At 47.5% G+C, this 25,709-nt stretch carries 22 protein-coding genes and 2 pseudogenes; 10 read left to right on the forward strand and 14 right to left on the reverse strand.

The features are described from left to right. Window positions 1–570 precede the first annotated feature (570 nt). Genes PAV_RS35765 through PAV_RS02135 form a run of 5 tightly spaced genes read left to right on the forward strand, consistent with a single transcriptional unit; the run spans window position 571 to window position 3,712 of the window. Window positions 571–756, forward strand: coding sequence for a hypothetical protein (locus PAV_RS35765; protein WP_005543196.1), 186 nt, complete (start codon window positions 571–573; stop codon window positions 754–756). Window positions 757–791: 35 nt separating this feature from the next. Beyond that, window positions 792–1,328, forward strand: a complete 537-nt coding sequence (locus tag PAV_RS02125) for a hypothetical protein (RefSeq protein WP_005543198.1) — start codon at window positions 792–794, stop codon at window positions 1,326–1,328. Window positions 1,329–1,368: 40 nt separating this feature from the next. Continuing rightward, window positions 1,369–1,776 (forward strand): BlaI/MecI/CopY family transcriptional regulator, encoded by a 408-nt coding sequence (locus tag PAV_RS02130; protein ID WP_005543200.1) that lies wholly within the window; start codon window positions 1,369–1,371, stop codon window positions 1,774–1,776. Continuing rightward, on the forward strand, window positions 1,776–2,222 hold the full coding sequence (locus tag PAV_RS36780) for a M56 family metallopeptidase (protein ID WP_274517656.1): 447 nt from the start codon (window positions 1,776–1,778) through the stop codon (window positions 2,220–2,222). Before PAV_RS02130 ends, PAV_RS36780 begins: the two co-directional genes overlap by 1 nt. Then, window positions 2,195–3,712, forward strand: coding sequence for a M56 family metallopeptidase (locus tag PAV_RS02135; RefSeq protein ID WP_274517657.1), 1,518 nt, complete (start codon window positions 2,195–2,197; stop codon window positions 3,710–3,712). Before PAV_RS36780 ends, PAV_RS02135 begins: the two co-directional genes overlap by 28 nt. A 222-nt stretch (window positions 3,713–3,934) precedes the next feature. On the opposite strand, the gene PAV_RS02140 is transcribed toward PAV_RS02135, so the two are convergent. After that, on the reverse strand, window positions 3,935–5,113 hold the full coding sequence (locus tag PAV_RS02140; protein WP_005543202.1) for a glycine C-acetyltransferase: 1,179 nt from the start codon (window positions 5,111–5,113) through the stop codon (window positions 3,935–3,937). 48 nt (window positions 5,114–5,161) lie between these two features. Beyond that, complete coding sequence (gene tdh, locus PAV_RS02145) at window positions 5,162–6,220, reverse strand: L-threonine 3-dehydrogenase (protein WP_005543203.1); 1,059 nt, start codon at window positions 6,218–6,220, stop codon at window positions 5,162–5,164. A gap of 158 nt (window positions 6,221–6,378) precedes the next feature. On the opposite strand from tdh, the gene PAV_RS02150 reads away from it, so the two are divergent. After that, window positions 6,379–6,948, forward strand: coding sequence for a helix-turn-helix domain-containing protein (locus PAV_RS02150; RefSeq protein ID WP_005543205.1), 570 nt, complete (start codon window positions 6,379–6,381; stop codon window positions 6,946–6,948). Between the two features lie 273 nt (window positions 6,949–7,221). On the opposite strand, the gene PAV_RS02155 is transcribed toward PAV_RS02150, so the two are convergent. The 6 genes from PAV_RS02155 to PAV_RS02180 all read right to left on the reverse strand — a co-directional run bounded on the left by PAV_RS02155 (window position 7,222) and on the right by PAV_RS02180 (window position 16,304). Then, window positions 7,222–9,936, reverse strand: coding sequence for a transglutaminase-like domain-containing protein (locus tag PAV_RS02155; protein ID WP_005543207.1), 2,715 nt, complete (start codon window positions 9,934–9,936; stop codon window positions 7,222–7,224). Next, entirely contained in the window at window positions 9,899–11,365 is a 1,467-nt protein-coding gene (locus tag PAV_RS02160) for a DUF58 domain-containing protein (protein WP_005543209.1), read from the reverse strand. The genes PAV_RS02155 and PAV_RS02160 overlap by 38 nt, the downstream gene beginning before the upstream one ends. Then, on the reverse strand, window positions 11,362–12,555 hold the full coding sequence (locus PAV_RS02165) for an AAA family ATPase (RefSeq protein ID WP_005543210.1): 1,194 nt from the start codon (window positions 12,553–12,555) through the stop codon (window positions 11,362–11,364). Before PAV_RS02165 ends, PAV_RS02160 begins: the two co-directional genes overlap by 4 nt. A gap of 273 nt (window positions 12,556–12,828) precedes the next feature. After that, complete coding sequence (locus PAV_RS02170) at window positions 12,829–14,418, reverse strand: polysaccharide deacetylase family protein (protein ID WP_338010888.1); 1,590 nt, start codon at window positions 14,416–14,418, stop codon at window positions 12,829–12,831. Between the two features lie 201 nt (window positions 14,419–14,619). Continuing rightward, entirely contained in the window at window positions 14,620–15,969 is a 1,350-nt protein-coding gene (locus tag PAV_RS02175; RefSeq protein WP_040734880.1) for an FtsW/RodA/SpoVE family cell cycle protein, read from the reverse strand. A 2-nt stretch (window positions 15,970–15,971) separates the two neighbouring features. Next, window positions 15,972–16,304, reverse strand: a complete 333-nt coding sequence (locus PAV_RS02180) for a PadR family transcriptional regulator (protein ID WP_005543216.1) — start codon at window positions 16,302–16,304, stop codon at window positions 15,972–15,974. Between the two features lie 247 nt (window positions 16,305–16,551). Between PAV_RS02180 and PAV_RS02185 the strand changes: the two genes are divergently transcribed. The 3 genes and pseudogenes from PAV_RS02185 to PAV_RS02195 all read left to right on the forward strand — a co-directional run bounded on the left by PAV_RS02185 (window position 16,552) and on the right by PAV_RS02195 (window position 19,259). Continuing rightward, entirely contained in the window at window positions 16,552–17,328 is a 777-nt protein-coding gene (locus tag PAV_RS02185; RefSeq protein WP_005543218.1) for an ABC transporter permease, read from the forward strand. Next, complete coding sequence (locus PAV_RS02190; protein ID WP_005543219.1) at window positions 17,325–18,116, forward strand: ABC transporter permease; 792 nt, start codon at window positions 17,325–17,327, stop codon at window positions 18,114–18,116. Before PAV_RS02185 ends, PAV_RS02190 begins: the two co-directional genes overlap by 4 nt. A gap of 165 nt (window positions 18,117–18,281) precedes the next feature. Continuing rightward, a pseudogene (locus PAV_RS02195) lies at window positions 18,282–19,259 on the forward strand (ABC transporter ATP-binding protein). Here the strand turns inward: PAV_RS02195 and PAV_RS35770 are convergent. Beyond that, window positions 19,257–19,439: pseudogene (locus PAV_RS35770) on the reverse strand (IS4 family transposase); the annotation flags it as partial. The pseudogenes PAV_RS02195 and PAV_RS35770 sit on opposite strands and share 3 nt — an antisense overlap. Window positions 19,440–19,989: 550 nt before the next feature. Here PAV_RS35770 and PAV_RS02200 point away from each other — a divergent pair. Beyond that, window positions 19,990–20,814, forward strand: coding sequence for a hypothetical protein (locus PAV_RS02200; protein WP_005543225.1), 825 nt, complete (start codon window positions 19,990–19,992; stop codon window positions 20,812–20,814). A 430-nt stretch (window positions 20,815–21,244) separates the two neighbouring features. Here the strand turns inward: PAV_RS02200 and bcp are convergent, their stop codons facing one another. The 5 genes from bcp to PAV_RS02225 form a co-directional block, all read right to left on the reverse strand. Further along, complete coding sequence (bcp, locus tag PAV_RS02205; protein WP_005543226.1) at window positions 21,245–21,724, reverse strand: thioredoxin-dependent thiol peroxidase; 480 nt, start codon at window positions 21,722–21,724, stop codon at window positions 21,245–21,247. 154 nt (window positions 21,725–21,878) lie between these two features. Next, the gene (locus PAV_RS02210; protein ID WP_005543227.1) at window positions 21,879–22,682 is read right to left on the reverse strand and encodes a hypothetical protein; all 804 of its coding nucleotides are present in this window, start codon (window positions 22,680–22,682) and stop codon (window positions 21,879–21,881) included. Between the two features lie 142 nt (window positions 22,683–22,824). Then, the gene (locus PAV_RS02215; protein ID WP_005543228.1) at window positions 22,825–23,610 is read right to left on the reverse strand and encodes an ABC transporter permease; all 786 of its coding nucleotides are present in this window, start codon (window positions 23,608–23,610) and stop codon (window positions 22,825–22,827) included. 5 nt (window positions 23,611–23,615) lie between these two features. Further along, window positions 23,616–24,410: an ABC transporter permease gene (locus PAV_RS02220; protein ID WP_005543229.1), complete on the reverse strand. Its 795-nt coding sequence runs from the start codon at window positions 24,408–24,410 to the stop codon at window positions 23,616–23,618. Continuing rightward, window positions 24,403–25,515: an ABC transporter ATP-binding protein gene (locus PAV_RS02225; protein ID WP_040735210.1), complete on the reverse strand. Its 1,113-nt coding sequence runs from the start codon at window positions 25,513–25,515 to the stop codon at window positions 24,403–24,405. The genes PAV_RS02220 and PAV_RS02225 overlap by 8 nt, the downstream gene beginning before the upstream one ends. Between the last annotated feature and the right edge of the window lie 194 nt (window positions 25,516–25,709).

Genomic DNA, 25,709 nt, shown 5'->3' on the forward strand with positions numbered 1-25,709 from the left:
ATCCGATTATCTCTTTTTTTGCTTACTGTCTTTCTTTGTGAAGAAAAGGGGCTTGCTGCCAAAATCGTTTATGCTGGGTCGATGATGTTAGAATGGATTGGTCATTGGGTGAGGGCCGATTCTGCGTTGAAAGGGTTCATTCGTTTCCCGTCGAGTGATACATAATTATGCATTTATGAGGTATCGATAACTTCGTTCACGTCTGTCCGTAATGAGAAGTCATTAAGCGGTGTAATTCCACGGATTGTGTACATTCCCCGTTCCTTTATTTCCTCCATAATGCAGTCCTATCATGATGTATATGTATGTATTTCTACGTATTATACTGCACGATTCCACAGAATAATAGTTATTTTTATACATGAGTCTATAATTATTTTGAATTCACTACACAGAAGCATGTTTGAATATACAACGCTTACCTAACAGGCTGTAAGGAAGTTAAGTTCCATGTTTTCTTCGCAAAAAATTTTGCAATAAAGCATGTTGACACCATTAAACTACAGTTGTAGTATATTAGTTAACTACGGATGTAGTTTTTATAAACAAACATTAGAGAGGCGTGACAATGTGAAGGCAGCATCAAAGGTAGCAATCACAGCACTAGGCAGTATTTTATTACTGGGTTCTTCGGTAAACCTCGCGGCGGAGGCGGCATCCTCCCATCTGACCAAACAAACTGCAGCAAAGGAAACTACCAGCAAGGCTCCAAATACCGAAGAAAAAAGTTCGTTGAAAGTGAGAGAAAAAGAGTAAGAGAACTGCCCAAGGAACCGGGTGATCTTTACATCATGTATTACAAATACAAGAACCTGAACAACGGACTGGAATTTGAACCTTTTGGCAAGAAATTTGCATTCTCAACCTATGAGGATTACGTTAAAAAGGCTTCCACTTTGAACGGTCCCATCTTGCAGCAACCTTCCAACTTGCCGGAGGGATATACGTTTTCTAAAGCGGTCATTGAAAATCCAAGGGCGAATGTTAAAAGTGAAATCGAGAAAAAATTCTTTGATGATCTGAGAGCCGAAGGTAAAAAGAGCGGTAAACCCGTTTACACGAAAAGGCTTGATTGGAAAGAGCCGGGAGGCATACGTCTTGAGTATACGAATGGCAAAGACACACTAATCTTCAATCAGTATACGGCCGACGAGGAATTTTCCAAGCTGAAAGGTTTCAGTTACGAAACGCCGCCTACTACTGGTCAACATGTTAACAGATATGTTTTTTGGTATGGTACCGGCAAATACTATTACAGTATTACTACCCATTCGGATATGACAAAAGAGCAGATGACTGAAATATTGAAAGCAGTTGTGAAAAAATAACATTTATAGTCTGATTGAATTGACTTTGGAGGTTTCATGCATGAACCAAATCCCACCCATTACGGATGCAGAGCTGGAAATTATGCGTGTGTTGTGGACGATTCCAGATTGCCCTTCCAGTGAAGTCGTAAAACAAATGACGGATCACATGGGGTGGAGCCCGAATACGACCCGGACGCTTCTCAGTCGGCTGGTGCAGAAGGGAGCGGCAGGTGCCAAGCTTGAAAGGAGAGCAAAGCGTACCCGACTCTTTTTTCCTGTTGTCAGCGAACAGGAATATCTGCAATCCGAAACCAAATCTTTTATAAAAAAACTGTATGGCGGGGCATTAAAGCCGATGCTAGCTAATTTTTTGGAGGATAAAAAGCTGAATGCGCAGGAAATCGAAGATCTGAAGGCTTTATTTGACGAAAACCGCAGCGACGGTGAAGAAAAGAGAGAGCCCTGATGAGTCCTTGCATACATCCAACTTTGTTGTCGGTTTTTGGCTGGGTGATTCGCGGATCATTCATGGCCAGCATTCTGGTCGTACTTGTACTCATCCTGCAATTTCTACTGAAAAACAAGCTTGAAGCCCGGTGGAAATATTTACTTTGGATTCCTGTGGCGATTCGTTTACTGCTCCCTTGGGCACCGGAATCTTCACTTAGCTTGTACAATATTGTATCTTTGGAAGCCATAGTACCCGGTATTCATCAGCAGACTCAAGATCCATCAGCTTGGCGCGAATATTGGATAGATGCTGGGAGAAAAACGAAGCAGAAGTTCATGGAAAGCGGTCTTTCAACTCGGAGAAAAATAGCCCTATACGGGAGACTATCGTATCGAATCCACCTTATGAATCTGGAACCGTACAAGAGAGCCGCTTGGGGTGGAATAGGATCAAGCAAATGAACTTTGCCGATGTCTTGATGCTCATCTGGCTTGCAGGTGTTCTGCTTTTTGCCGCCAAAACGGTATTCGATCAGCTTCGATTGAAACAAGCTCTGCGAGCAGGGCACCCTATCGAAACACCTTATTTATCGGCATCTTTTCACGAGACCAAGCAGTTGTTGGGTGTGACGCGTAAAGTGCAATTCGTGGCTTCAGAAAGGATTTTTGGACCTGCCGTGGTCGGTTTTATTAAGCCTGCGATCGTCATTTCTCCAAGTCTGCTCATCACGTTAAAAGAGGATCAACTTCAGTATATTCTGGCGCATGAATTCGCCCATATCCGGCGGCGGGACGTGGCGGTGAACTGGGTTATGTTCATCATCCTGATCCTCCATTGGTTTAACCCATTATTGTGGCTTGCCGTACATAAAGCGAGAGAGGATCAGGAGATGGCCTGTGATGCATGTGTGCTGGATCGGATGAGTCCGCAGCAAAACAATGCATATGGGCAGACGATTATCCATGTGCTAGAGCATTTTTCAGGATACCGTCCTCAACCGGGACTTGCCGGCTTGTCAGCCACGCACAAACAAATGAAAAGGAGACTTACAATGATCAAACAATTTAACAAAAAATCATATCACCTATCCATTCTAGGGTTGGCGACGATTCTCACACTTGGTAGCGTGACGTTGGTTAATGCAAAGGAAAGCAAGGCAGAGAGCGTACCACAAGCGGCTTCCGTACAATCGGAACTGGGTTCAAACACTGCTGTGAATCATGAGCCAGATATTATCTATCCCGCGGGGGTTATCGATCGCGAGGATCGAGAGCTTTACAAGAAAGAAATGGAGAAGGCTATAAAAAAAGCGGAAGATGCAGCCAAAGCTATACCTGCGGATGAAAGAGAGTTTATCGCAAGTGAGAGAAAGAGAGTGAGAGAACTGCCCAAGGAACCGGGTGATCTTTACATCATGTATTTCAAATACAAGAACCTGAACAACGGACTGGAATTTGAACCTTTTGGCAAGAAACTGGAATTCTCAACCTATGAGGATTACGTTAAAAAGGCTTCTACTTTGAACGGCTCCATCTTGCAGCAACCTTCCAACTTGCCGGAGGGATATACGTTTTCTAAAGCGGTCATTGAAAATCCAATTGCGAACATAAAAAGCGAAATCGAGAAAAAATTCTTTGATGATCTGAGAGCCGAAGGTAAAAAGAGCGGAAAACCCGTTTACACGAAAAAGCTTGATTGGAAAGAGCCGGGACGCATCCGTCTTGAGTATACGAATGGCAAAGACACGCTAATCTTCAATCAGTATACGGCCGACGAGGAATTTTCCAAGCTGAAAGGTTTCAGTTACGAAACGCCGCCTACTACAGGTCAACCTGTTAACAGATATGTTTTTTGGTATGGTACCGGCAAATACTATTACAGTATTACTACCCATTCGGATATGACAAAAGAGCAAATGACTGATATTTTGAAAGCAGTGGTGAAAAAATAACATTGGACTGACCCCATAGAGTGGAATGAATCAAAACACCTTCAAGAAAATGCTCAATATCGGAAGATATAGAGACAACCTTGGAGGTGTTTTTGCATTTACAACAAGAGTGAGCTTATCGCTGAGCTGACCTTTCGAAATTGCATTCATCACATTCAAAAAATGAAATAACCAGTCGCCAATTGAATTTCGACGACTGGCTTCATAAATGGTGTTTTGAAATTAGATCATGCCAAATTCACTGCCCACTCTCTTCAGCGCTTCAAGCGCAAAAACCAAGTCCTCCGCTGTATGCTGAGCCGTCACAATCAAGCGAACACGCCCACGTTCCAGTGCGACTGTGGGATATACAATGCCTTGCGCACATATCCCCTCTTCCAATAATCGCTGTGAAAATGCCATTGTACGAGCAGGATCGCCAACGATAATCGGAATAATCGGTGTCTGGCTCTCACCCGTATCGAAGCCTGCCTGCTGCAAAGACGTTCGGAATGAATTCGCATTACTCCACAACCGCTCAGTTAGCTCTGGTTCATTCTGAAGAACATCAATCGCAGCAAGGCAAGTTGCGGCGACTGATGGCGGTAGAGAGGTGCTGAATAAGAAAGAACGCGCCGTGTGAGTCAAGTAATCCTTCAGCACTTGAGAGCTTGCCACATAGCCTCCAACTGCGCCGATTGCCTTCGATAAGGTTCCTACCTGAATATGCACGCGCCCGTGCAATCCAAAGTGATCCGTGGAGCCTTTGCCGCATTTGCCAAGCACGCCGCTTGCATGTGCATCATCGACATAGACGAGCGCATCATAACGTTCTGCGAGTTCTACAATGCTAGGCAGCGGAGCTATATCGCCATCCATACTGAATACGCCGTCCGTCACAACAATTCGCTGGCGGAATGAACCAGATGCCTTCAATGCCTCTTCAAGCTGATTCATATCTTTATGGGCGTATATTTTCTTATTTGTTTTTGTCAGTCTGATGCCATCGATAATACTAGCATGATTCAGCTCATCACTAATGACCACATCATCTGGACCCAGAATTGAAGATAGCACTCCTTGGTTTGTTGTGAATCCGGATTGGAATACAAGCGTTGCTTCTGTACCCTTGAATTCTGCCAAGCGCCGCTCCAGCCTGTCGTGGATGTCGAGTGTTCCTGTAATAGTTCGAACGGAACCTGCCCCAACCCCATAAGCCTCTATAGCCTCTATAGCGGCTTGCTTGAGCGCTGGGTGCTTCGTCAAACCTAAATAATTGTTCGAGGACATTTGCAGAACGCGTCGGCCATTCTGCAAGGTCATCCAGGAATCCGAGCCTCCCTCCCATACAGAGAGCGGGCGATAGCGACCTTCCTCCTTCAGGCTGTTCAACAGTCCTTCAATCACTTCAAACCCTGCCATTTTGCCAACCTCCTAAATTTGATATTACATACATTGCATTTGCGCCAGCTATATCGCTTGATCCCTGTCATGGGAAAACACAATTTTTCCGCATTTGCCGGAAGCCATCAGTTCGAAAGCCTCTTCATATTGATCAAGCCGAAAATGATGAGTCACGAGCGGCTCTAAATTCAAGCGACCACGACTCAACAGTCCCTTAATTTGATACCAGGTATCGAACATGCGCCGTCCTGTAATGCCTTCAATATGCAGGCCTTTGAAAATGATATCCCGTGCCAGGTCGAATGGCACTTCCTGTGTAGGTATGCCTAGCAGTGATACGCGCGCTGCCTGTGCAGCCGCTTTCAAAGCATCGCGAATCGCTCCAGGATGACCTGACATTTCAAGCACGACCTCGACGCCTTCGCCGCCTGTATGCTGCATCAAGCTCTCGACCATCGGCTCTTCCGCGCTATTAATGACAACATCGGCTCCCATTGCCTTTGCCATTTCCAACCGATACGGATTAATGTCAACGGCAAATACCGTTCCACTGCCGCACGCCTTCGCCACCGCAATCGCCATCATTCCAATCGGACCAACGCCGATAACTGCAACACTCTTACCGACAATGTCCCCGGATAGTGCGGCCTGTACCGCATTGCCAAGCGGATCCTGCAGACAAGCAAGATGCGGAGGCAGGTTTGGATCATTATGGATAACGTTGCTGTCCCGTACGACCGCATATTCTGCAAAGCAGCCCGGGATCGTAATGCCGAAGCTGCGCGTATTCGCGCACACGTGCGCATTGCCTGTTCGACATGCCTTGCACATTCCACAGACCACATGCCCCTCGCCAGACACGTAATCCCCTGGCTTCACATTCGTCACTTCACTGCCGACAGCAGTGACGATTCCCGCAAATTCATGTCCAAATACATTAGGTGTAACGACCGTACGGGCCGCCCAATCATCCCACTTATAAATATGGACGTCTGTCCCGCATATCGATGAAGCTTTTACTCGAACAAGCACATCATGGGGTCCATAAGTAGGTATAGGCACCTCTTTTAGAATTGCCCCAGGCTTGCGCTCTGCCTTTACTAATCCGATCATCGTTTGGGTCATAAACCGATTGCCCCTTCCTCGATTTTTTTTACAATAGAAGCAGCAAATATTTCTAACTTTTTCCTGTATAATATATTATACGAATGTGCGTTATATTGTATATGGTGATTTGTATGATTTTGGAATGGATCGTATAGACAACCAGAGAGGAGTATCCAATGCAAGAACCGATACATAAGAAAATCGGCAAGAATCTGCAAGAAATAAGGAAATCACGCGGCTTAAGCCTTGATCAAGTGTCCGAGATGAGCGGAGTCAGCAAGGGGATGTTGGGGCAAATCGAGCGCGGAGAATCGAACCCAACCATTTCCGTACTATGGAAAATTGTGAATGGCCTTCGTATCTCATTTGCCACCCTAATGGAGGAATCCACGCCAAATGTTACTGTTGTCCACATGGAAGAGACAACTCCCCTGGTAGAGGAAGAAGGCGCATATCGGGCATATCCGATTTTCCCGTTCGAGCAGGACAAAGGATTTGAAGTGTACAGTGTCGTCATTGAACCTGGCAGCAGCTATACCTCAGAACCGCATTACGAGGGGGTTGAGGAATTTATCTGTGTCATGAACGGGCAGCTTCAAGTCAGCATTGGCGGCGCAACCTATACCCTTGAGCCGAACATGGCGCTTCGTTTCACCGCGAATGAGAACCACACGTATACGAACAACACCAATGTTGCCATCCGCTATATTACACTGCTCCATTATCCAACTGTGGGCAAATCATGAGAGACCAAGCCCGCGTTTGGTCTCTCGCCACCTGCTGATGTCTTCTGGGCAGGGACAATGAATGCGGCTGGCAAGCGTGTCATACTCTGTTTTTATGCGGGTGAATCATCATCTGTTGCTCCCCTTTCACGATTACCCCCTTCGCTCAGGTGTCTTCCTATAAAAAAAGAACCTCCCCGATATGGGAAGATTCATCATTCATTCATTGTTTTGAGGTGGGTTTCTATTCGGTCTGCATTAGATTTAGCCGGTTTATTGCCGGTGATGGTCGGTTTATTGGCATCCGCATCTTTTCTTTTCTCTTGCACAGTCTCGAAGCACACCGTTGCAACCGTCAATAAACTGCTGCTGAACCGCCTGATCAGTAGGTCTGCCTGCGAAGAACAGGACGTTGCAAGCGGACACAAATTGGCTGATAGCTTCACGCGACTGTCCCGCGTCAACACGTTCCGTTATGGTAACCTCGCGATGTTCTTGTCCTGTACGATTAGACATTTTTGTCTGGCTGACATATTCCGTCCATGTCATTCCACAAGGCTTCGCGCCATACTTCCGCTCAACTAGCATCCAAGCGATACTCCCCATCTCCTGTACCCGGCTCATGCGAAACTGATTCTGCTGAGCTTGAACAAGCCTCCGCAGCCTGCGCTGTAGTGCATGGCGTCTCGAAATATAGCGTATCGCGAACAGAAGCAATAGACCCCCGGCAGCACCGCTGCATAGAAGCAGCGGCATACGAGTAACTACGTGGTAACTAACCACCATTATGGCCGTCCCCGTACCCTCCCGCTCCACGATCGCCTTCCAATCCGCTGAGAGATGCCGAAGTGCGAGCCATTCATTTGCCAAATAGGTGTTGATACTCTGCATACCGATATTCCACCAACGCGCTATTGTGCAGCTTATGGATCGAACAGCGTCCCAACTTCTTCCTGTATCCGCTTCAGGAGGATTGTTCAGCAGAGCAGCTACCTCAGGTGTTATACGGTATTGGGATAGCTTCTGTTCGCTCCCGGATATGGCTTCTCCGGATTCACTTCCCGCTTGGATTGCCGATGCCGCTACAACATCCGGATTGGATGCTGCATCCCCTCCTGGCACTCCAACGGGCGGCGTCGCTTCGAACGGCACCCAGCCTATTGCATCGAAATACACTTCCACCCAAGCGTGCGCATCTACACCCTTTATCGAGTATTGACCTGGCGAGGTAGCCTCTCCCGGCGCAAATCCCTTCACCCAGCGGGTGGGTATCCCTTGTGTGCGAAGCAGTACAGCCATGGCCGTCGAGAAGTGATTGCAATATCCTTGCCGAGCGTCAAAAAGAAAATAATCGACGAAATCTCGCCCTGACGGGGGCACAGCCGTGTTCACCTTAGTATAGGTATATTCCTGCTGTAAGAACTGCTGCACGTTGCGAACCTTGTCATATTGACTGTCCGCCCCTTCAGCAAGCCGCTTGCCAAGCTCGCGCACCCGATCCGGCAAGGTGCTTGGCAACTGTAATCCATCTCTGCCCACCATTTCCGGCCAATTTCCTTCGGCAGATGACCGCAGCAGACTTGCATTGAACCGAAATACTCGCGTATCGTATTGATAAGTTAAGGGAATCGCTTCTGATTGTCCTTCTGCCATGCTTGTATCCGTGCTATATCTCCCAGATGCAGAATCAAAGCGTATAAAAGATTGTGAATCAGATAACGCTCCCCCCGCACCAGCTTGCGGTGACCAAGAAGTTATTCGTTCGGGAATTCCGCCGAACAACAATGGATAGGCAGGACGGAACGACTTCCATATGACTGTCTGCTGGAAAGGCGCTGACCATCCTTGAGCCGTGTCCGCATGTTCCGGCTGCAATGCCCCCGATACATCAAGACGCTCTATTGCCGATTGTGACGACTCCCAGCCCCGGCCTGTGTAGATCGACTTGCTTTCTCCCCGCCAATACGTTGGCTCAGGGGATATTGCGGTGAACCATTCTGTATCATTGTCTTGAAGCGAGCCCCCGAGCTCCGAATCATCCATACTGTAGCCTGTTATTTTATCGATCGAGCGGTTATGCTCCGCTAGCTGACCGATGGCATCACGTTGTGCACGGCTCCCCCCGCCTGCTCGGGCCCTCGATTGTTCGGGAGACAGGGACTGCGTCAACGCTGCAAATGAAGCGAAAGGAGACGGCTTCGGCCAGGGATACACTTGTTTCATTCCTTCTGCCAAGCCCACAACAGCTAGGGACAGGAGCAGAGCGCATACCAGCCATCTGAGCGGCCATTGCCCTATTCGTGAATGTTCTGTATCCGATCCAAGCTGCTCATCCAAGTAGAGCGAAGCGGATAGCAGAAGTCCCCAGCCGACTGTACGTGCGATCGAACCTGTCACATCAAGTCCGAATCCCCATTCAAAGCCAAACAAGTACACGATCGTCGATATCGCAAAAAAGAGAACGGTTCTGCGGCTGAGCATGAGGGATTGAATCGAGGAAGCTAACATCGCCCACCCAATCAGCAGCAGCAAAGTCCGAAACTCCCCGCTTGTATGCAGCCATTTCCCATCCACCCAGCCATTTATGTCAGAACGAAGCGCTGACGCGATTCGCGCTAGTCCTACTAGCAGAGAACGAACAAATCCCTCTCCGGCCAACCAAGAATCGGAAGTATGAGGGAGAACGCGAATCGATCCAAACATCCAAGCCGTTGTCCCGAGAGCAACCATGCCATACAGCAGGGTAGACAGCACCGAGCTGCGAATGATCAGGCCGATAAGCAAATAGATGGCTACCGCAACAAGAAAAGGACGTACATCATTCAAATCAATATTTCGTCCTACCTCCTGCAGCGGATAGAACCATTCTGCGAACAAAGCGTACAGCAGCACCGTGAAGCCAGCTGCCTTCCAGCGCAGCAACCAGGTCCCCCGGACGCTCACAGCGGCTTCTGGAGTCAGTGAGCGTCCGTTATCCTTGCGCTGACGTCCAGTTATCGGAATATACATGATACTCACCTCGGTTTCCACTATCGTTCATTTGCCCATCAGACATCCGGGCCTCTCTGTTCATCGCCTCGGCGGATGTCACTTCCGTACGTTTCACGGTACTTCTAACGGATCGAGGAGCACCGATTCCCACCTTCTCCATCTGCCAGTCATCCACATGCAACCATTGATCGACTTGACCTAAACCTGCAAAAGACGTAACAGCCCCCCGCATTTGGGAAAACCGCTGCGCGCTCACAACTGCCAGCCGCCTATGAACCGATGTATCCGAGTGAAGCGAGCTGGGAAGTGTCTCGTCATACAGCCACCGCAGCTCCTTCCGTGTGCCCAACTGTTCAGCCGCCAATGCGATCATGGCATTTCGAGCTCCCTGTACAATCCTACCGTCGCTGATCCATATTAATCGAACAGTACGTCCGGCTTCTGTTTCACGCTGAATAACGGATGCTGCAACAGCAAGCGTCTCCTCCATCTTCTGTACAAGCTTTCTATGCTCGTTTTTCTTTTCACCCCTATCATCCATAGCATTCTTGCTGTTCTCGCCATTCTTGTTCTTGTCATTCGTGTTCAGATTCCATTCCAACCGCCATAAGGAATCATCAATAGCAATATCCCATTGTTCGCGCTGGCCTGATTCAGGAACACGAACCGATAGCGTTCGCCGTTTCGCATACACTCTCCAATCAATCGATCTCAAAGGATCGCCAGCGCGGAATGCCCGCAGCTCCGCGCTTCGATAGCCGCTAGCAATTTGTGCGTTGGGAATGCTTCCTGCGATATGGCCGCTCTCTGGCAAAATCATCGGATTGGATGCCTGATCATACAGTCCTTCGCCGCAGTCGTCCGCCTCTTGACCAGTACTTCCCTGGCTGGACTGCCACGCCTGCTCGCTTACGAATATATTCGACTGGGTCATCGCTGGCGGCATAATACAGATAGGAGCCGTATCCGCTACCGGGCGAATGATGACGTGATGCTTGAACCAGCCGAACAAATCCCCGTGCTGGAACTCAATACGTTCCAGTTCATACACACCTCGAGGAGCACCGACAAACGACGAGGTGAATGCTAATGTCCGGCGGCGGCGGGGGAACAGTAACCTCCGACACATCCATGTCCCACCCTCGCCTCCGGTTCGCGTCCAAAACTCCGTTACACGCAGCCATAATACGGGAAAAGGCCGATCCAGCTTAAGGGTGACGTGAAAGATCATATCTTCTCCATTTCCCTGCTTGGCGCTTAATGGCTGATGCTCAGCCCGAATGGAGCGCAGTCTCTGCCCTATCCAATAAAAACGAATGCTGCTTATCAGCATGACGGCTAGTATGGCTGCAAGAAAAAATCCCGCAGCGCTTGCGCGTACAACTCCCATCCATACTAACGCAATGCATCCGCCAACTGTAAATAGGTATCGCAGCGCCTGCTTCATCGAAATAATCCTCCGAACCATATTCGATTGTCAGCTTGGCGAGGAGTCGACTCAGCTCCATAAACAGGAGGAATAGACATCCCTCTGGAATCCGAAGCGCGATAGGCAGTTCCTTGCCTTGATCGTCCCGCCTTGGCCGCCGAAGCGTTGGAGCCCCCTCCCCCAGCTCTTCTGCTCACAGAACCAGTGGGGAAGCCAGGAACAGCAGTATGCTGAAGCACCTCAAGCACAATTTCCTCGGCCAGCACGCCACTTCGAACGGCCTGCGGCTGAAGCAGCAGACGGTGAGACATCACATGAACGGCCACCGCTTGTACATCATCCGGCACCGCATAGGTTCTGCCTTCAATCCATGCATGCGCCTGTGAGGCTCGCATTAAGGCGAGCGTCCCTCGTGGACTGACACCAAGCGTTGTTGCTTCATGGACGCGAGTTGCGAGCGCCAGCTCCGCCATATAGCGGCACAGCACCTCATCCACATGTACGGATTGAACACGCCGTACAAGCAAGCGCCATTCCTCTGGAGTCCAAAGCGGCTTCAGGCGCAGCAGCGGTTGCTCATCCTGATGACGCAGCAGCATATCCGCTTCCTGCTCAGCATGCGGATACCCGATAGACAAGCGCATCATGAACCGATCAGCTTCCGCTTCCGGCATGCGATAAGTTCCTTCAAAATGATGCGGATTTTGAGTTCCAATCAACATAAAAGGATCCGGCAGCGGACGTGTTGTGCCGTCCACTGTAACCATGCGCTCCTCCATTGCCTCAAGCAGAGCAGACTGTGTCCGGGCAGGGGCACGGTTCAATTCATCAGCCAGCACAACATTTGCCTGAAGGGCGCCTTCACTATAGCGCAGCTCACCCGTGCTTGGCTCCCATACCATACTGCCTGTAATATCTGCCGGCATCATATCCGGTGTCATCTGAATGCGGCGGAAGGTTCCGCCCGTAATCCGCGCAAGCGCACGTGCAAGCACTGTCTTCCCTACGCCTGGCACATCCTCAAGCAATATATGTCCGCCTGACAGCATCGCGATCCCTGCCATTTTCACGACCTCTCGTTTGCCGATAATGACTTGTTCCATGCGCTCAAGATAAGAAACCCAACCCCGCTGCGCGAACTCCGTCATCCATACATCGTTATCCGCCTGCGGACGCTGCCCGCTTCCTGCAATCCATTCATTCGTCATATGATTCCCTCCCTATCAACCACTATCAACCCTGACTTGCTTATATGATTCTTATTCTTCTGCACATTCATAGACAACAACACGACAAAAAGCCCGGAACGATTCCCGCGTGCAGCTGCACGTCTGTCATCGTCCCGGGCCGTTCTATATATCAGTGTCGCCCAAGCTGCTAGTTTTCAAACCTATCATGTCCGCAATCTCTTACATCATCTTGAATCTTTCATTCTTTCAATTGGATCTGCTTCAAAATGAACCTAATTCTAATGGAGAGCTCTATTCCTGCTTATTTTTATCTGTTAATTCGATCGGGGAAAGCGTATAGCTTGTCAGCTTCACACCGAATGCATCCAGCACTTGCCGCAAAGGAACCCATGAAACATACTTCTGTGTCACGACTTGGAGAGGCTGCACCTTCACTTCCCCATCCTCGCCTGATTGTCCTATCAATTCCAGCTTGCCCGCCCGTACATTTATGCCAACTGTGGTGTTATTCCACTTGATATTTACTCGTTCCCATTCCGTGTTCCATTCTACCGAACCATTTAGGCGCTCTACCAGCATGCGCAATGGAACATAGGTAAGATCCTGATAGCTCATAAATTGATCTGGAGTGAACTCGATCTCCCCTTGATCCGTCGTTATCTTCAGCAGCCTATCCAACTTTACGGGCTCTGCTGGTTTTGGATTCACCTTCGGATCCGTTGTACCGTCTGCTTTCGTATCTGGTTTTGGTTTCGGCTTCTGCTCTGGCTTTGGCTGCTTATCATGATTCGCCGTCTCCATCGGTTTCACATTTGCCTCAATCCATGCAGTGCTTACAGGTGATCTAGACCAGCGTTTTTTGGCAGCTAGCTTGAACTGCACGGGCTTTACATAGGAAGAAAGCACATCGAATGTATATCCCTTTGTTTTATAATAACGAATGATTTCTGGAAGTGCCTTTACAGTCTCCCCATGCCCTATTCCATCATGCATAAGCACAACAGTTGACGGGAGCAATCCCCCGTCCTTCACCCCTTGCACAATTTCCTTGGCAGGAACGCCGCGCCGCTTAGAATCGCCACTGTCTACATGCCAGTCGTATACGAGATACCCCGCTTGATTCATCAAGTCGAAATATTGCTTATCAAAGTTCAAAAAAGTACCGCCAGGCGCACGAACTAATTCGGGCTCAAAACCAACGATTTTCTCAATAATTTGCCCAGTCCGCTTAATCTGACTCCAGAAATTCCGGAAATCGCCATACAGCTCTGAATACTCATGATTGTAGCTATGATTGCCAAGCGCATGGCCTTCCTGCACAATACGCTCCACCAGCTTCGGATTCCGTTCTGCCTGCTGTCCCAACACGAAGAATGTCCCCTTCACCTTCTCTTTCTGCAAAATATCGAGTACATCCTTCGTATGTATGCTAGGGCCATCATCGAATGTCAAATACACAACCTTGTCCGGCTTATTGGCAGGCACCTCGGATTTGCCCTTGCTGCTTACTAGAACTGGCGCAGCCGCCGCTTCAACGCCAACTCGCTGACCCGCGAAATGTAAGGAATCAGTTGCAGACAATTCAGGAGTTGGGTCACTGGAAGATTCCAATGTATGAGAGCTGGATGATAGATTGCTATCCTGAACATGCCCCGATGAAGCATATGCAACATGTTCCGTTGACGAACGTCCATCAACGGAGGCTAAGCATCCAACCAGAACAAGCAAGGCGCTCAGCGCCGTAATCATTAACGTTCTTAACTTGCCATTCATCATTATCATCGTCTCCTTCTTCCCTTTCGTAATGCATTCAAGCGTGAACTTGTCCCTGTTTCTATTACCTATTGCTAGATTATATGGCGGAAATAAAAAAGATGACACCGAATGGCGCCACCTTTTTTCTAGTTTGCGGCTACTACTTGATCATACGATTTCACCAGTCGAATAACAACATTTTCCTATTCAAAAAAGGGGACATCGATTGAATGTCACCTTTTCCTCATTGCTGCTACTACGAGCATATGTAATTCTTCAACTCAAACTCTCTTAAACGCAATAGCCCACTTACTCTCACAACTCAGCTCATCGATTTAGAACCGATACCATGTCTTTGTTCCAATGTGAACTGGAATACAACCCCAGCAACAGCATCCACAGTACAATCTCACTCCAGTCGGATCCGAGCAGAGGAAGTCCTGCACCACCGTTCATGGGAACGACCCCGATAATTCCCCCGATATACAGCAAGCTCTGAATCCCCATCATCCCGCTCACCAAAAGACCAATTCCTCTAGCAAACGGATCACGAAATAGCAGCGCTGAATTGTACATCGTAACGATAATAACGCCAAGGCAGATTATTAATACCAAGCCTCCTGCCCACCCAAACATATGCACGATCGTCACAGTCAAATTTTCGCTATCTAGGTAAGGAAGAAGTCTGCGAATATTATTAACTCCGTTCCCGAACCATCCTGCTTCGCGAAATAACTGCTGTACCACTTTTTGAGTGTAACCCCCGTCTCTCCAAAAGCTATGAAACCATACTACTAATCTGTGATTGACCATAAAGCGAAGACTCTCTATAAGCCAATAGCAGAGTCCGCCTGCTATGAGTGTCACACCAGCCGCAATTGCCATATTCTTTCCCTTCACTCCTGCCAGCTTGAATACGATTATACCTCCGACAAGATAAGTGGACACTTGCAGCAGATTACAATTTACAAGAAATACAATGATCGGCAGTATAAAAAGAACGATTTTCAGGAAAATTGCACGATGCATGTTCTCTGGTTTTCTGCTCCACATCGAATACAAAGAAAAGAGGTATAGATACGGACTCATATAAAAGATATCGATGGGAATGTCACCAAGGATTGGGATTGCCTTTAGTCCAAATTGAGGGTACCCATTTATGGTGTAAACGGGAAATATAACAGTATACACACTAAGACACAACGTAATGCCATATATCCATGCTGCTTCTTGTTGCAATTTCTGATAACCTACCCATAATGCAAACAGAAAAGCCACCACCCCCGGTACTAGACGCCATGCATAACCTTCGGCAGATAAGCGATAAAGATCTTGAGGATTTCCAGCTTGCACGGCGAACAAGCTAACTACACAAATAGTAATCCACACCAATATGGAAATCCACAGCTTCCAAGGGGCCTTAGGACGATGCACCTGATTGAACTGCGCTGCTACAACGGAAGGCTCTCCCATGTTGCGCACCGCCTGCTGCGCAGACACTGCTTCATCCATACCATAATCCATCCCTGATTCCGTCTCATTCAGCAAATGATCCAGCAGTTCAACTCGAATCTCACTGTGCATCTGCTTGGCCTTCACGTGAGCAAGGACGTCGCCCACGAATTGTTCAAGGATCGAGCTGTGCTGCGTATCTCTAGATTTCTGATCACATGGCATCCCTATACCTCCCCAAGCACCTGATCGAGCGAACGACGGAATAAGCGCCATTCCTCCGTCTTCTCCTGCAGAAGCCTACGTCCTTGATCGGTAATCCGGTAATATTTGCGGGCTCTGCCATTTGCCTCATTCCAATAGGCTTCTACCTCGCCTTTGCTCTCGAGCGCATGAAGAATCGGATACAAAGTTCCTTCCTTCAGCGCAAACAATCCCGACGACGCAGCTTCCAACCGCTTGGACAGCTCGTAGCCGTACATTTCTTCCTTTTCCAGCATGGACAATATGAGCATCGCCGTACTGCCTTTTAACAGTTCCTTGCTCACCTTTGGCTGCATGATATCGATCATCCCTCCCACATCTATGTAATACCTAGATATACTATATATCGTAAATCTAGGTATTGGCAAGTATAGGAATATGAGCAATGGCTTTAAGCCGTTCCATCGAATCTCTTATGTTTGCTAAATAATGCTTGCCTTTCCATCATCCCATCTGGTATTATGTTCCTCGCTCTCTTTTTTTATTTCACCCAGCATCACTAGTATGGCACGCCGCAATACGAGAAGATGACGGAGGTGGAGAATGCTCTTTTTTACTTTGGCTCGCAAAAAATATCTCAGTAATTTGCAGTACCGAAGTGCACATATGGTGCACAACATCGCCAGCTTCATGTTCGGATTTATCTACATTTCGATCTGGACAGGAATTGGCGAAGGAAGGCCGCTTGGCGAGTACGGCTTGAACGGCATCGTAAGCTACGTCGCCTTCAATCAGGCAAGCTTGTGGGTCGCCGCCTTTCTTACAAATGGACTTGGCATCCAGCAGTCCGTTCGGACTGGGCAGATCGCCCTTGATCTTGTTCGTCCCGTTCATTTGTTCTATCAGCTGATGAGCAAGGAATGGGGGCAAATCGCCTACCAGTTTGTTTACAAGTTTTTACCGATCTACATTTTATATTTCTTCGTAATGCCGCTTCACGTCCCCTCTACGATTATCACTTACGTGTGGACCGCTGTAGCTTTGACGCTGGCCGCGTACATTTCGATATGCCTGAACTATCTGATCGGAGCCGCTGCGCTCTGGACGACAGAATCTGTCTGGCTGTACTGGGTCAATTATGCGTTCAGCATGCTGCTGTCGGGCTTTCTTATCCCGATCGAATGGCTGCCAACTTGGCTTGGCGATATTAGCCGTGCTTCTTTTTATCCGTTTTTGCATTATGTCCCTACCCGGATCTATCTCGGCATGGAATCTCCGTCCGCGCTGTTAGGTTCGCTGGTGTGGTGCATTGTATTCACTGCTGCATGTCTCGCCGTTACCGGGATTATGCGACGCAAGGTGGAGGTGCAGGGCGGATGAAGTGGATTCGTATGTATGTGCTTCTCGTTCGCGCAAGCATTCGCAGTCGTATGCAATACAAGTTTAATTTCTGGTTCTCTACGCTAATGGCGACCGTTATCAGTGTCGTCGAATTTCTTATGCTTGCGGTCATCCTGTTGAAATTTGGCCATATCCAAGGCTGGAGCTTAGCGGAAGCCGGGTATTTGTATGCCATTTTGTCCTTGTCTAAGGCGATGTACCGCATGGTTGCTTCTGACGTACACCATTTGGAGCATTATCTCGTAAATGGAGCACTAGACGGACTTCTGCTGCGCCCTATTCCTGTTCTGCTTGCGCTCATGTCCCAGAATTTCTCCATAAGGCTTGGAGAGTTCGTGCAAGGGACAACCATATTGACCATTAGCATGAGCACTATGATGCAGAACGGACAGATCGGATGGACAGCCGTTCCTTTGACAATCATCGTCATCCTATCAGGTGCCGTACTGTTATTTGCCATTGGGCTGCTCACCGCTTCTGCGGGCTTCTGGGTAACCCGGATCGAGGAATTGCAGAACATTACGGAGGATGCTGCCCGCACAGCAGCGCAGTATCCAATGACCATTTATCCGAAATGGATGCAAGGCGTCCTGCTCAGCATCATTCCGGTCGGGTTCGCGAACTATATTCCTTCGTTGTACATCCTGCGTCAGCAATCTGGAATATGGCTAGTTGGGCTGTCTATCGCAATTACGGCTGCCGTATTTCTGATTGCCCTGCGCGTATGGAAGCTTGGGATTTCCCGCTATCAGAGCACAGGAAGCTAAGCTGACGTCCATATCGAGCCGATATGGAGCCCATATGGAACTCGATATGAAATTCGAATGCAACTTGATATGAAGCTAGGCACAGAGCTAACTACAATAACGCCAATAACCAACCGGAATAAGAAGCTGCATCACACGTAACGATCGGAATAAAGGGGGATTTTCGTGATTACCGTAACTGATTTACATAAACGATTCGTCCGTCCCGCACCGAAGGAGGGGGCCTTCAAGGGCATCCGTACTCTTCTCTCGCGCGACAAGCTCGTCAAAGAGGCTGTCCAAGGCATCAGCTTTACCATCAACAGCGGCGAATTTGTCGGGTACATCGGCCCGAATGGTGCAGGCAAGTCAACGACAATTAAAATGCTGTCCGGCATTCTGCACCCGACATCCGGAGATGTGCGCATCTTCGGATTAAGTCCGTACAAGGCACGGCGCCAAGTAACCCGGCGACTTGGCGTGCTGTTCGGACAGCGCACGCAGCTGTGGTGGGATCTCCCGACACGAGATTCCTACGATATCTTGTCAGCCATGTATGGTCTTGATGCCGCAGATAAGCACAAGCGAATTCAACAGTTGACGGAACTGCTGGAGATGGATGAATTCATGAATACACCTGTACGCCAGCTCTCACTCGGACAGCGAATGCGCGCCGATATTGCGGCCGCGCTGCTGCATGATCCAGACATTCTGTTCCTCGATGAGCCAACGATTGGCCTTGACGTCATCGCCAAGCGGAATATTCGCCAGTTCCTGAAGACGATTAATTAGGAGCTCGGCAAGACGATTCTGCTGACAACGCATGACATGGACGATATCGAGCAGTTGTGCAATCGCGTCATCGTCATTAATCATGGCAAGCTCGGCTTCGACGGCACAATCGACGACCTGCGCAAGCGCATCGGCTTGCCGACTGTCATCTCGGTTACCTATCGAAGCAGCTGCCAAATCTCTGACCAATCTAAGAATATACCCAGTCCGCTTCGCTTCCGTGAGTTGAACGGCCAGACTTTAACCGTGGAATGCAATCGCGAGGAATTGAGTGCCATGGATGCACTCCGTATCCTGGGGCAATTCGGTGAAGTGGAAGACGTTCACATGGAAGAACCGGATTTCGAGGATGTTATCCACCGTGTGTACTAGGCATATGGCTTCATCAGAAATCACAAAGAACAGCCCGACTAAGAAACGACTATCTTGTTCACAGCGTCGTTCCCATTCCTTGACTAAATATCGTGCGAATACAATCGTGGTATGGCTGATGAGCATGTCAAAGGATCTACCTTGAAATTCTGTACCTAGCTTCAAGTAAGATATCGCTATTATTTAAAGGTGCAAGTTTTTATAAGAAAGCTCGCAAAAAACTTGCACCTGATCAAATTTCGAAACCCATAGTTTTCTTTGAGTATCTCATGATTTTCCGCGTTTATGCATTATTCAGCAATCCCTAGTTAGTAAGGGTTTACCTCGCTTTTATAGCTGCGAAAGTTGAGTTATTAGAAATAGTTTTATAAAGATTTTAATACTAGATTTTCGCTGGGGATTTAGTCGCTCATCCGAATACGCATAAAAAAATCCCCTACGTCTACAGTATTGAATTCAAAATAGCTTGAATTCTTTATTGCTGTCTGCGATTAGGGGAGCATAGTAGATAACATCACTTTGTATTGTTAGGTTTTAAGTCTATTAAATTACAGAGACACAATAGAAAAAACAACAAAAGATGAATAGGTTGCTTGCCTGACTTTATGTTGGAAATATATTGATTTAAATTTGTTCATTTATAGTTCATAGGTAGAAGCTATATTTCCACCCTAGAGTATAAGACATCAAGTATATGGTCTTACACTAAAACAAATTTCGGAGGTGGCGAATGTTTAAAAAATTAGTAATCTCAGTTCTCATTATTTCTTTAATCGGTAGTATTTCTGGACAAGTATTTGCTAAGGAATCAATTCAAGTTACAGAACATTCAATACAAAACATCTTAGCAATGCCAAAGAAGGATATCACCTTCATTAAGGGTGGCTTTGACGATCTGAGTGATATGGAATATACGTATACTAGTAATTCAAAGAAATATAAGGCAATTGAGAAAACTTCCCCTGATCTCACACATGTTGATAGTGAAATCTATGAAGAAACAACGACTGGAGAGTTTGAACTCATTGCTAATCTAATGGTCGAGGTAAATGGGGCTGTCGTTGAAACCACAATTACCCCATCCAATGGAGAGCCCAAATTTGTTGATACCTTTATTAAGCCTGAACCAACTGATGCTAATACCTTTTCACCGGAACTAAACACTCTTGGTGATCGTGGTGATTATCCAATTTCAAGTTGGACTCATTATGGAACCTTTAATTATTCCACAAAAATCAAAAAATATACCGTCGCTGCTGTGACTGCAGTAATCTCAGGAATTGTAGGTGCAAGTACAATGGGAGCTGGGGCTGCTGCAACAATTAGTTCTACCACTGGGTTAATTGCTTATATCGTGGACGATCAAATCGAGGATATTTGGTATACTGATTTTGTATACTATAAAACTTTGCTTCCACCAGACCCGAAAATGTTTAGAATGAAAGTAGCTGAAAAAACAGTTCATTATTTTTATTCTGACTCCAATAGAGATAATCTTATGAAAGGAAGCCCTATTACTTCTGAATTTTGGTTGGATGGGTATAAGAAAAATTAATTAATGATTTATCAAATTATGTTAAGCATTTTCCTAGTATCTATTGGTTTTACTAGTTACCATTTAATAAGTGGAAAAGATTTAATGTCAATTGATTGGTATGAAATGTTGTATCTGATCATGTTTTCAGTTGTCCCACAAGTTATAGGAAGGATTTTAAGAAAATTCAAGAAAAAACAATGAAGATAACTCCAATAGGCTATTGGTGAACTGTGACCCGAGAGATGGACACTTAAGAGTGCCCCTCTCGGGTTATTTACGTTGCTTATAATGATCCCCAAGTATGAAAAACAAAGCAAGAAAAAATAAATTAACTGAAACCATGGAGAAGAGCTCCATGGTTTTGGAAGCGTCTTTTCCTTACTTGCCGGACATATTCATTTGTAGCTCCCCTGATGGGGGCAGCCCTTCCTATATAGATGAAGCGACGTTATACGAGCTCGCGCACCGCTTCCAGCACTTGATCCGTATGTCCTTTCACTTTCACGCTCCGCCATTCCTTGATGAGCTTGCCTTCTTCATCAATGAGGAAGGTCGAGCGAACAATGCCGTAGTATTCGCGGCCGTACATCTTCTTAAGCTGCCATACTCCGAACAGATCCGCTACTTCATGCTCCGTATCAGACAGCAGCGTAAATGGCAGGCTGTGCTTCTCAATAAATTTGGTATGCGACTTGATCGGATCTGGGCTAATGCCCAGTACGACGGCGCCATATTTCTCAAAATCTCCATGATAATCACGGAAATCACATGACTCCTGTGTACAGCCTGGCGTCATATCCTTCGGATAGAAATAAATCACGACTTTCTTTCCCCGATAGTCGCTCAGCTTCACTTCCTGTCCGGTAGATGCCGGCAGCGTAAATTCAGGGGTCACTTGTCCAAGTTCAACTTGAGTGGATTGTGTCATTCGTATGAGGCTCCTTCCCGGCAGCCAAGACTGCCGTTCTATTGCTTTAAGCTTATCATCCCCCACTCTTTTTTTCAAAAATGATCAAGCTATCCCACTAAGAAAATACCTCTCTATATCATTACCAATAGGAAACAGCATACTCCTCCATTGACTAAAAATAGATCGTAAATAGCGGCGTTTCCTCTGTCACTTCAACAATTTTGGCTACTTCACTGCCGTATCGATCCACATTGAGCCAGTCGATAAAGTCCTCTGCCCCATACACATTGATATACCCCTTATATGAGAGCTCCCCAAATTCGATACACTCATTATGCTGCCTAAATGGATGATTCCCCGTAATATTTTGCAAAAAATCTAAAAATTCACCTGACAAAGCCTTGATGTTCTCCCCTACACACTTGGGAACATCGATATAAGTAATAATGTGGCGCGCTACTATGATTTCAACTAAAACAGAGTCTTCTCCTTGCGGATCTGCATGTTGATCCAACACCAGTAATCCCTCTGATAATTGTTCAGAAACTTCACCATGCCTCGAAAGAAATTCAATCATCCGCTCCCTCGTATGGTATCTGAAATATTTACTGTAGCGAAGCAGCAATTCTTCTGACGTTGCATGAATCGGAATATCATATCTGTTAACCATAATCAACGCTGGACCAGTTTCGGGAGATTCATAATGATACCCTCGTTCAGAGGAGCCAATGCGGAATACGGTTAGAATCAGCGCCAGCTCCTCTCTCGTCAGACTAATCAACAGCTTCATATACGGCTCAAGCAGATTATTGCACTCGTACTGGTGGTCTCGGATTGCATGACTGCCATTCTCTTCTGATACATACTGCCCCATTTCTATACGCGTATCATTCGCTATCTCCCATGCTCGAATCGATGCACTAAAATGAATCACTTGATGTATGATTGGCTTCAATCTAACTACTTCTCGGTACATGCCCTTGCCTCCCTCTACTTCTTCTATTTCTTAATTCGACTCCTGTGCAAACGCGACCTTTATCCTGCCCTCATATCTCGGCGAAAACAAAAAAATCGCCCTCCAAACCCATTGCTGAATTGGAAGGCGATAACCTATTCGATTAAGATCCCGCCCCGCGGTATCGCTTAACACCGATGTTCCACAGCGTTAACCCAAGGGCGAAGAAGATAACCCCCACAACCGGAGTCAGGAGCGCCATCTGCTGCAGTCCCTTGTCCTTCATGAAGTAGGAGGCCGGAATGATGCCCACGAATGCGAATGGCAGAATCCATGTGAGCAGCACTTGAATGAACCGATTGTAGATCGTTAACGGATAACGGCCATAGCTCTGAATGTTCCACACGAGCGGTAGAATGCCTGTCGGCGCATCCGAATAGAATGAAATCGATGTTAGTGCAGAATAAATGCCGAAGTACAGCATCACCGATCCGATCAGCATCACGAACAGCATGAGCAGCTCCATGATGCCGAAGTCGAGACCTAGCCTGTTCCAGCATATGCCCATCATGATTGCACCAACGATAGAACCGATAATGGAGGGGGGATCTACATTTTCAAGGAGAATCTGAAATAGATTATGCGCTGGACGCGTCAATATCCGATCCATTTCCCCCTTTACGATATATCGCTCACTGAACCCCCACAAATTGAAGAAGCAGCTAAATATGCCATATGGAATCATGAAATAGCCATAGACGAACACCATCTCATCACGCGTCCAGCCAGCCAATGTCGGCGTATGCATGAAGACGATGAAGATGAAGATTAAATTCGTGACCTGAAATAGCAGATCCGATGCGATCTCTATCCAGAAGTCTGCACGATAGGTAAGGCGTGTTTTGATATAGTTTTTCAAATACTCACTAACAAGTCCGAAGTAATACATCGTGATCAACCTCCCTGCACGAACAAGCGTCTGCGCGCGGAACGCCACAGCAGCACAATTGGAATAACGAGCACTACCGCCCACAGCAATTGGATGCCGAGCGCTGCCCACACTTGATCTCCTGCCACTCTGCCTGTAAATACAGAGCTCGGCAAATACGTGATCGCTTGGAATGGCAGCCATTCATTCAACGCGAGCAGCCAGCCTGGGAAGAAGCTGATCGGTACAATAACACCGGAGAACAAATCGACGACAACCCGCTTCATACGAATCATGCCCTCATTATTTTCGATGAAAAAGGCCGTCAATCCCGTCAGCATATTCAACTGTGAATTAATCAGGAAGCTCATAAACAGCATGACACCGAATACCGCCCACTGCTTCGGATCCTGTGGAAGCTTCACTGGGAAAAGAATGCATGCGATGACCATACCCGGCCCCATGAAGAGCAGCAATCGGAACAAGCCTTCGCCGAACGCCTGCATCAGCTTGACGAATAGGTAATTGTAAGGCCGAATAAATTGGATCGCTACGCTGCCATCTCGAATTTCCATGGCAATATCACGATCCATGTTGTTGAAGTAAAAGGCGCGCGCCATCCAAGAAACCGCGATGTAAGTCGTCATCTGGTCAGCCGTAAAGCCTGCAAGTGTTCCTTGTCCGCCGTAAATCGCCTGCCAGGTGAAATAATACACGCCGATGTTGAGCGTATAGATGAGAATACCGGAATAGTAATTAACTCGGTAAGCCAGCATCAACAGGAAGCGAATGCGGATAAATTCAAGATATGCGCTAGCCATGAGTCACCGCTTCCTTCTCCTTGTCGTTCTCTTCCTTGCGCTCAGCGTCGTCTGTCTCCGGCTCCTTCGATTGTATGGACAAGAGAGGGCTTAGCCCTTCTGGCTTCTCAGCCGTGCCCGCCTTGTAAATCTCACGAACGATATCATCGGTATTCGTCTCAATAATGCTCAAATCCGATATCGACGCACCGCCAACCACTCGTCCTATGACTTCCGATACATTCGTGGCAAATGGCACAAGAATCCCCGCTTCATAAGGAGATTCAACTGTCCATTCCACGTCAAGGCCGGAAGTAAGCGCCTCAACATCACCCGCTCGCATAGGCTTCGCAAATTGGAAACGAACCTCTCGTCCCTTGCCCCACGTAGACTTGAGCGTGTCCAATCCGCCGTCATAAATAATGCGCCCATCATCGAGCATAATGACACGCGTACATAGAGCTTCGATATCCTGCAAATCGTGGGTAGTCAGCAAAATCGTCGTGCCATGCTCTGCGTTCAGTTGCTTCAAAAACTCCCGAATTTCCGTTTTCACAACGATATCGAGGCCAATCGTCGGTTCATCCAAAAACAGCACGGAAGGCCGGTGCAACAGGGATGCCACCAATTCACAGCGCATGCGCTGACCAAGGCTCAGCTTCCGTACAGGCCGGTTCAGCAGCTCTTGCAAGGAAAGACGCTCGACCAGCTCATCCAGCCGCTGCTTAAATTCCTTCTCTGGAACGCGGTATACCTTGCGCAGCAGCCGAAAAGATTCGATGACCCCAATATCCCACCATAGCTGGCTTCGCTGCCCGAATACAACGCCGATGCCGCGAACGAACTTCTCCCTTTCCTTATGCGGGATGAAGCCATTTACATGAATATCCCCAGCCGTAGGTACTAAGATACCAGTCAGCATCTTAATCGTTGTCGACTTGCCAGCTCCGTTCTCCCCGATATATCCGCATATTTCCCCTTGCGGAATCGTAAAGGAAATATCCTTCACTGCCATGACCTCGTTGTATTCCCGCTTAAATAGATCAAGCAAGGCCCCCTTCAATCCATCGCGGTTTTTTTGTACTTGGAACGTTTTGCGCAAATCCTGCACATCAATGGCGTTCATATATGATTCAGTCACCCTTTCCCTGATCATTGACCCGATACGCGAGTACAACTCATTCAATTGATTCGATTCTGTAAAAATTCTATAATTGGTTAGACAAGATGCGGAGCATTTGCCCATAACCTTTACTATAGCACGTAGGACGACTTGAAAGAATGCTGAATGCACCGGATTCGACATCATGATTCTCGCCG

Origin of the sequence: Paenibacillus alvei DSM 29 (assembly GCF_000293805.1) — a bacterium.
Classification (GTDB): Bacteria; Bacillota; Bacilli; order Paenibacillales; family Paenibacillaceae; genus Paenibacillus_B; species Paenibacillus_B alvei.

What these genes read in the sequence shown, in the direction of transcription:
- PAV_RS02125 (WP_005543198.1), top strand. Translation starts at nt 792, where the DNA reads ATGTATTACAAATACAAGAACCTGAACAACGGACTGGAATTTGAACCT.
- PAV_RS02130 (WP_005543200.1), top strand. Translation starts at nt 1,369, where the DNA reads ATGAACCAAATCCCACCCATTACGGATGCAGAGCTGGAAATTATGCGT.
- PAV_RS36780 (WP_274517656.1), top strand. Translation starts at nt 1,776, where the DNA reads ATGAGTCCTTGCATACATCCAACTTTGTTGTCGGTTTTTGGCTGGGTG.
- PAV_RS02140 (WP_005543202.1), bottom strand. Translation starts at nt 5,113, where the DNA reads ATGGCAGGGTTTGAAGTGATTGAAGGACTGTTGAACAGCCTGAAGGAG.
- tdh (WP_005543203.1), bottom strand. Translation starts at nt 6,220, where the DNA reads ATGACCCAAACGATGATCGGATTAGTAAAGGCAGAGCGCAAGCCTGGG.
- PAV_RS02150 (WP_005543205.1), top strand. Translation starts at nt 6,379, where the DNA reads ATGCAAGAACCGATACATAAGAAAATCGGCAAGAATCTGCAAGAAATA.
- PAV_RS02155 (WP_005543207.1), bottom strand. Translation starts at nt 9,936, where the DNA reads ATGTATATTCCGATAACTGGACGTCAGCGCAAGGATAACGGACGCTCA.
- PAV_RS02160 (WP_005543209.1), bottom strand. Translation starts at nt 11,365, where the DNA reads ATGAAGCAGGCGCTGCGATACCTATTTACAGTTGGCGGATGCATTGCG.
- PAV_RS02165 (WP_005543210.1), bottom strand. Translation starts at nt 12,555, where the DNA reads ATGACGAATGAATGGATTGCAGGAAGCGGGCAGCGTCCGCAGGCGGAT.
- PAV_RS02175 (WP_040734880.1), bottom strand. Translation starts at nt 15,969, where the DNA reads ATGCCATGTGATCAGAAATCTAGAGATACGCAGCACAGCTCGATCCTT.
- PAV_RS02180 (WP_005543216.1), bottom strand. Translation starts at nt 16,304, where the DNA reads ATGCAGCCAAAGGTGAGCAAGGAACTGTTAAAAGGCAGTACGGCGATG.
- PAV_RS02185 (WP_005543218.1), top strand. Translation starts at nt 16,552, where the DNA reads ATGCTCTTTTTTACTTTGGCTCGCAAAAAATATCTCAGTAATTTGCAG.
- PAV_RS02190 (WP_005543219.1), top strand. Translation starts at nt 17,325, where the DNA reads ATGAAGTGGATTCGTATGTATGTGCTTCTCGTTCGCGCAAGCATTCGC.
- PAV_RS02200 (WP_005543225.1), top strand. Translation starts at nt 19,990, where the DNA reads ATGTTTAAAAAATTAGTAATCTCAGTTCTCATTATTTCTTTAATCGGT.
- bcp (WP_005543226.1), bottom strand. Translation starts at nt 21,724, where the DNA reads ATGACACAATCCACTCAAGTTGAACTTGGACAAGTGACCCCTGAATTT.
- PAV_RS02210 (WP_005543227.1), bottom strand. Translation starts at nt 22,682, where the DNA reads ATGTACCGAGAAGTAGTTAGATTGAAGCCAATCATACATCAAGTGATT.
- PAV_RS02215 (WP_005543228.1), bottom strand. Translation starts at nt 23,610, where the DNA reads ATGTATTACTTCGGACTTGTTAGTGAGTATTTGAAAAACTATATCAAA.
- PAV_RS02220 (WP_005543229.1), bottom strand. Translation starts at nt 24,410, where the DNA reads ATGGCTAGCGCATATCTTGAATTTATCCGCATTCGCTTCCTGTTGATG.
- PAV_RS02225 (WP_040735210.1), bottom strand. Translation starts at nt 25,515, where the DNA reads ATGAACGCCATTGATGTGCAGGATTTGCGCAAAACGTTCCAAGTACAA.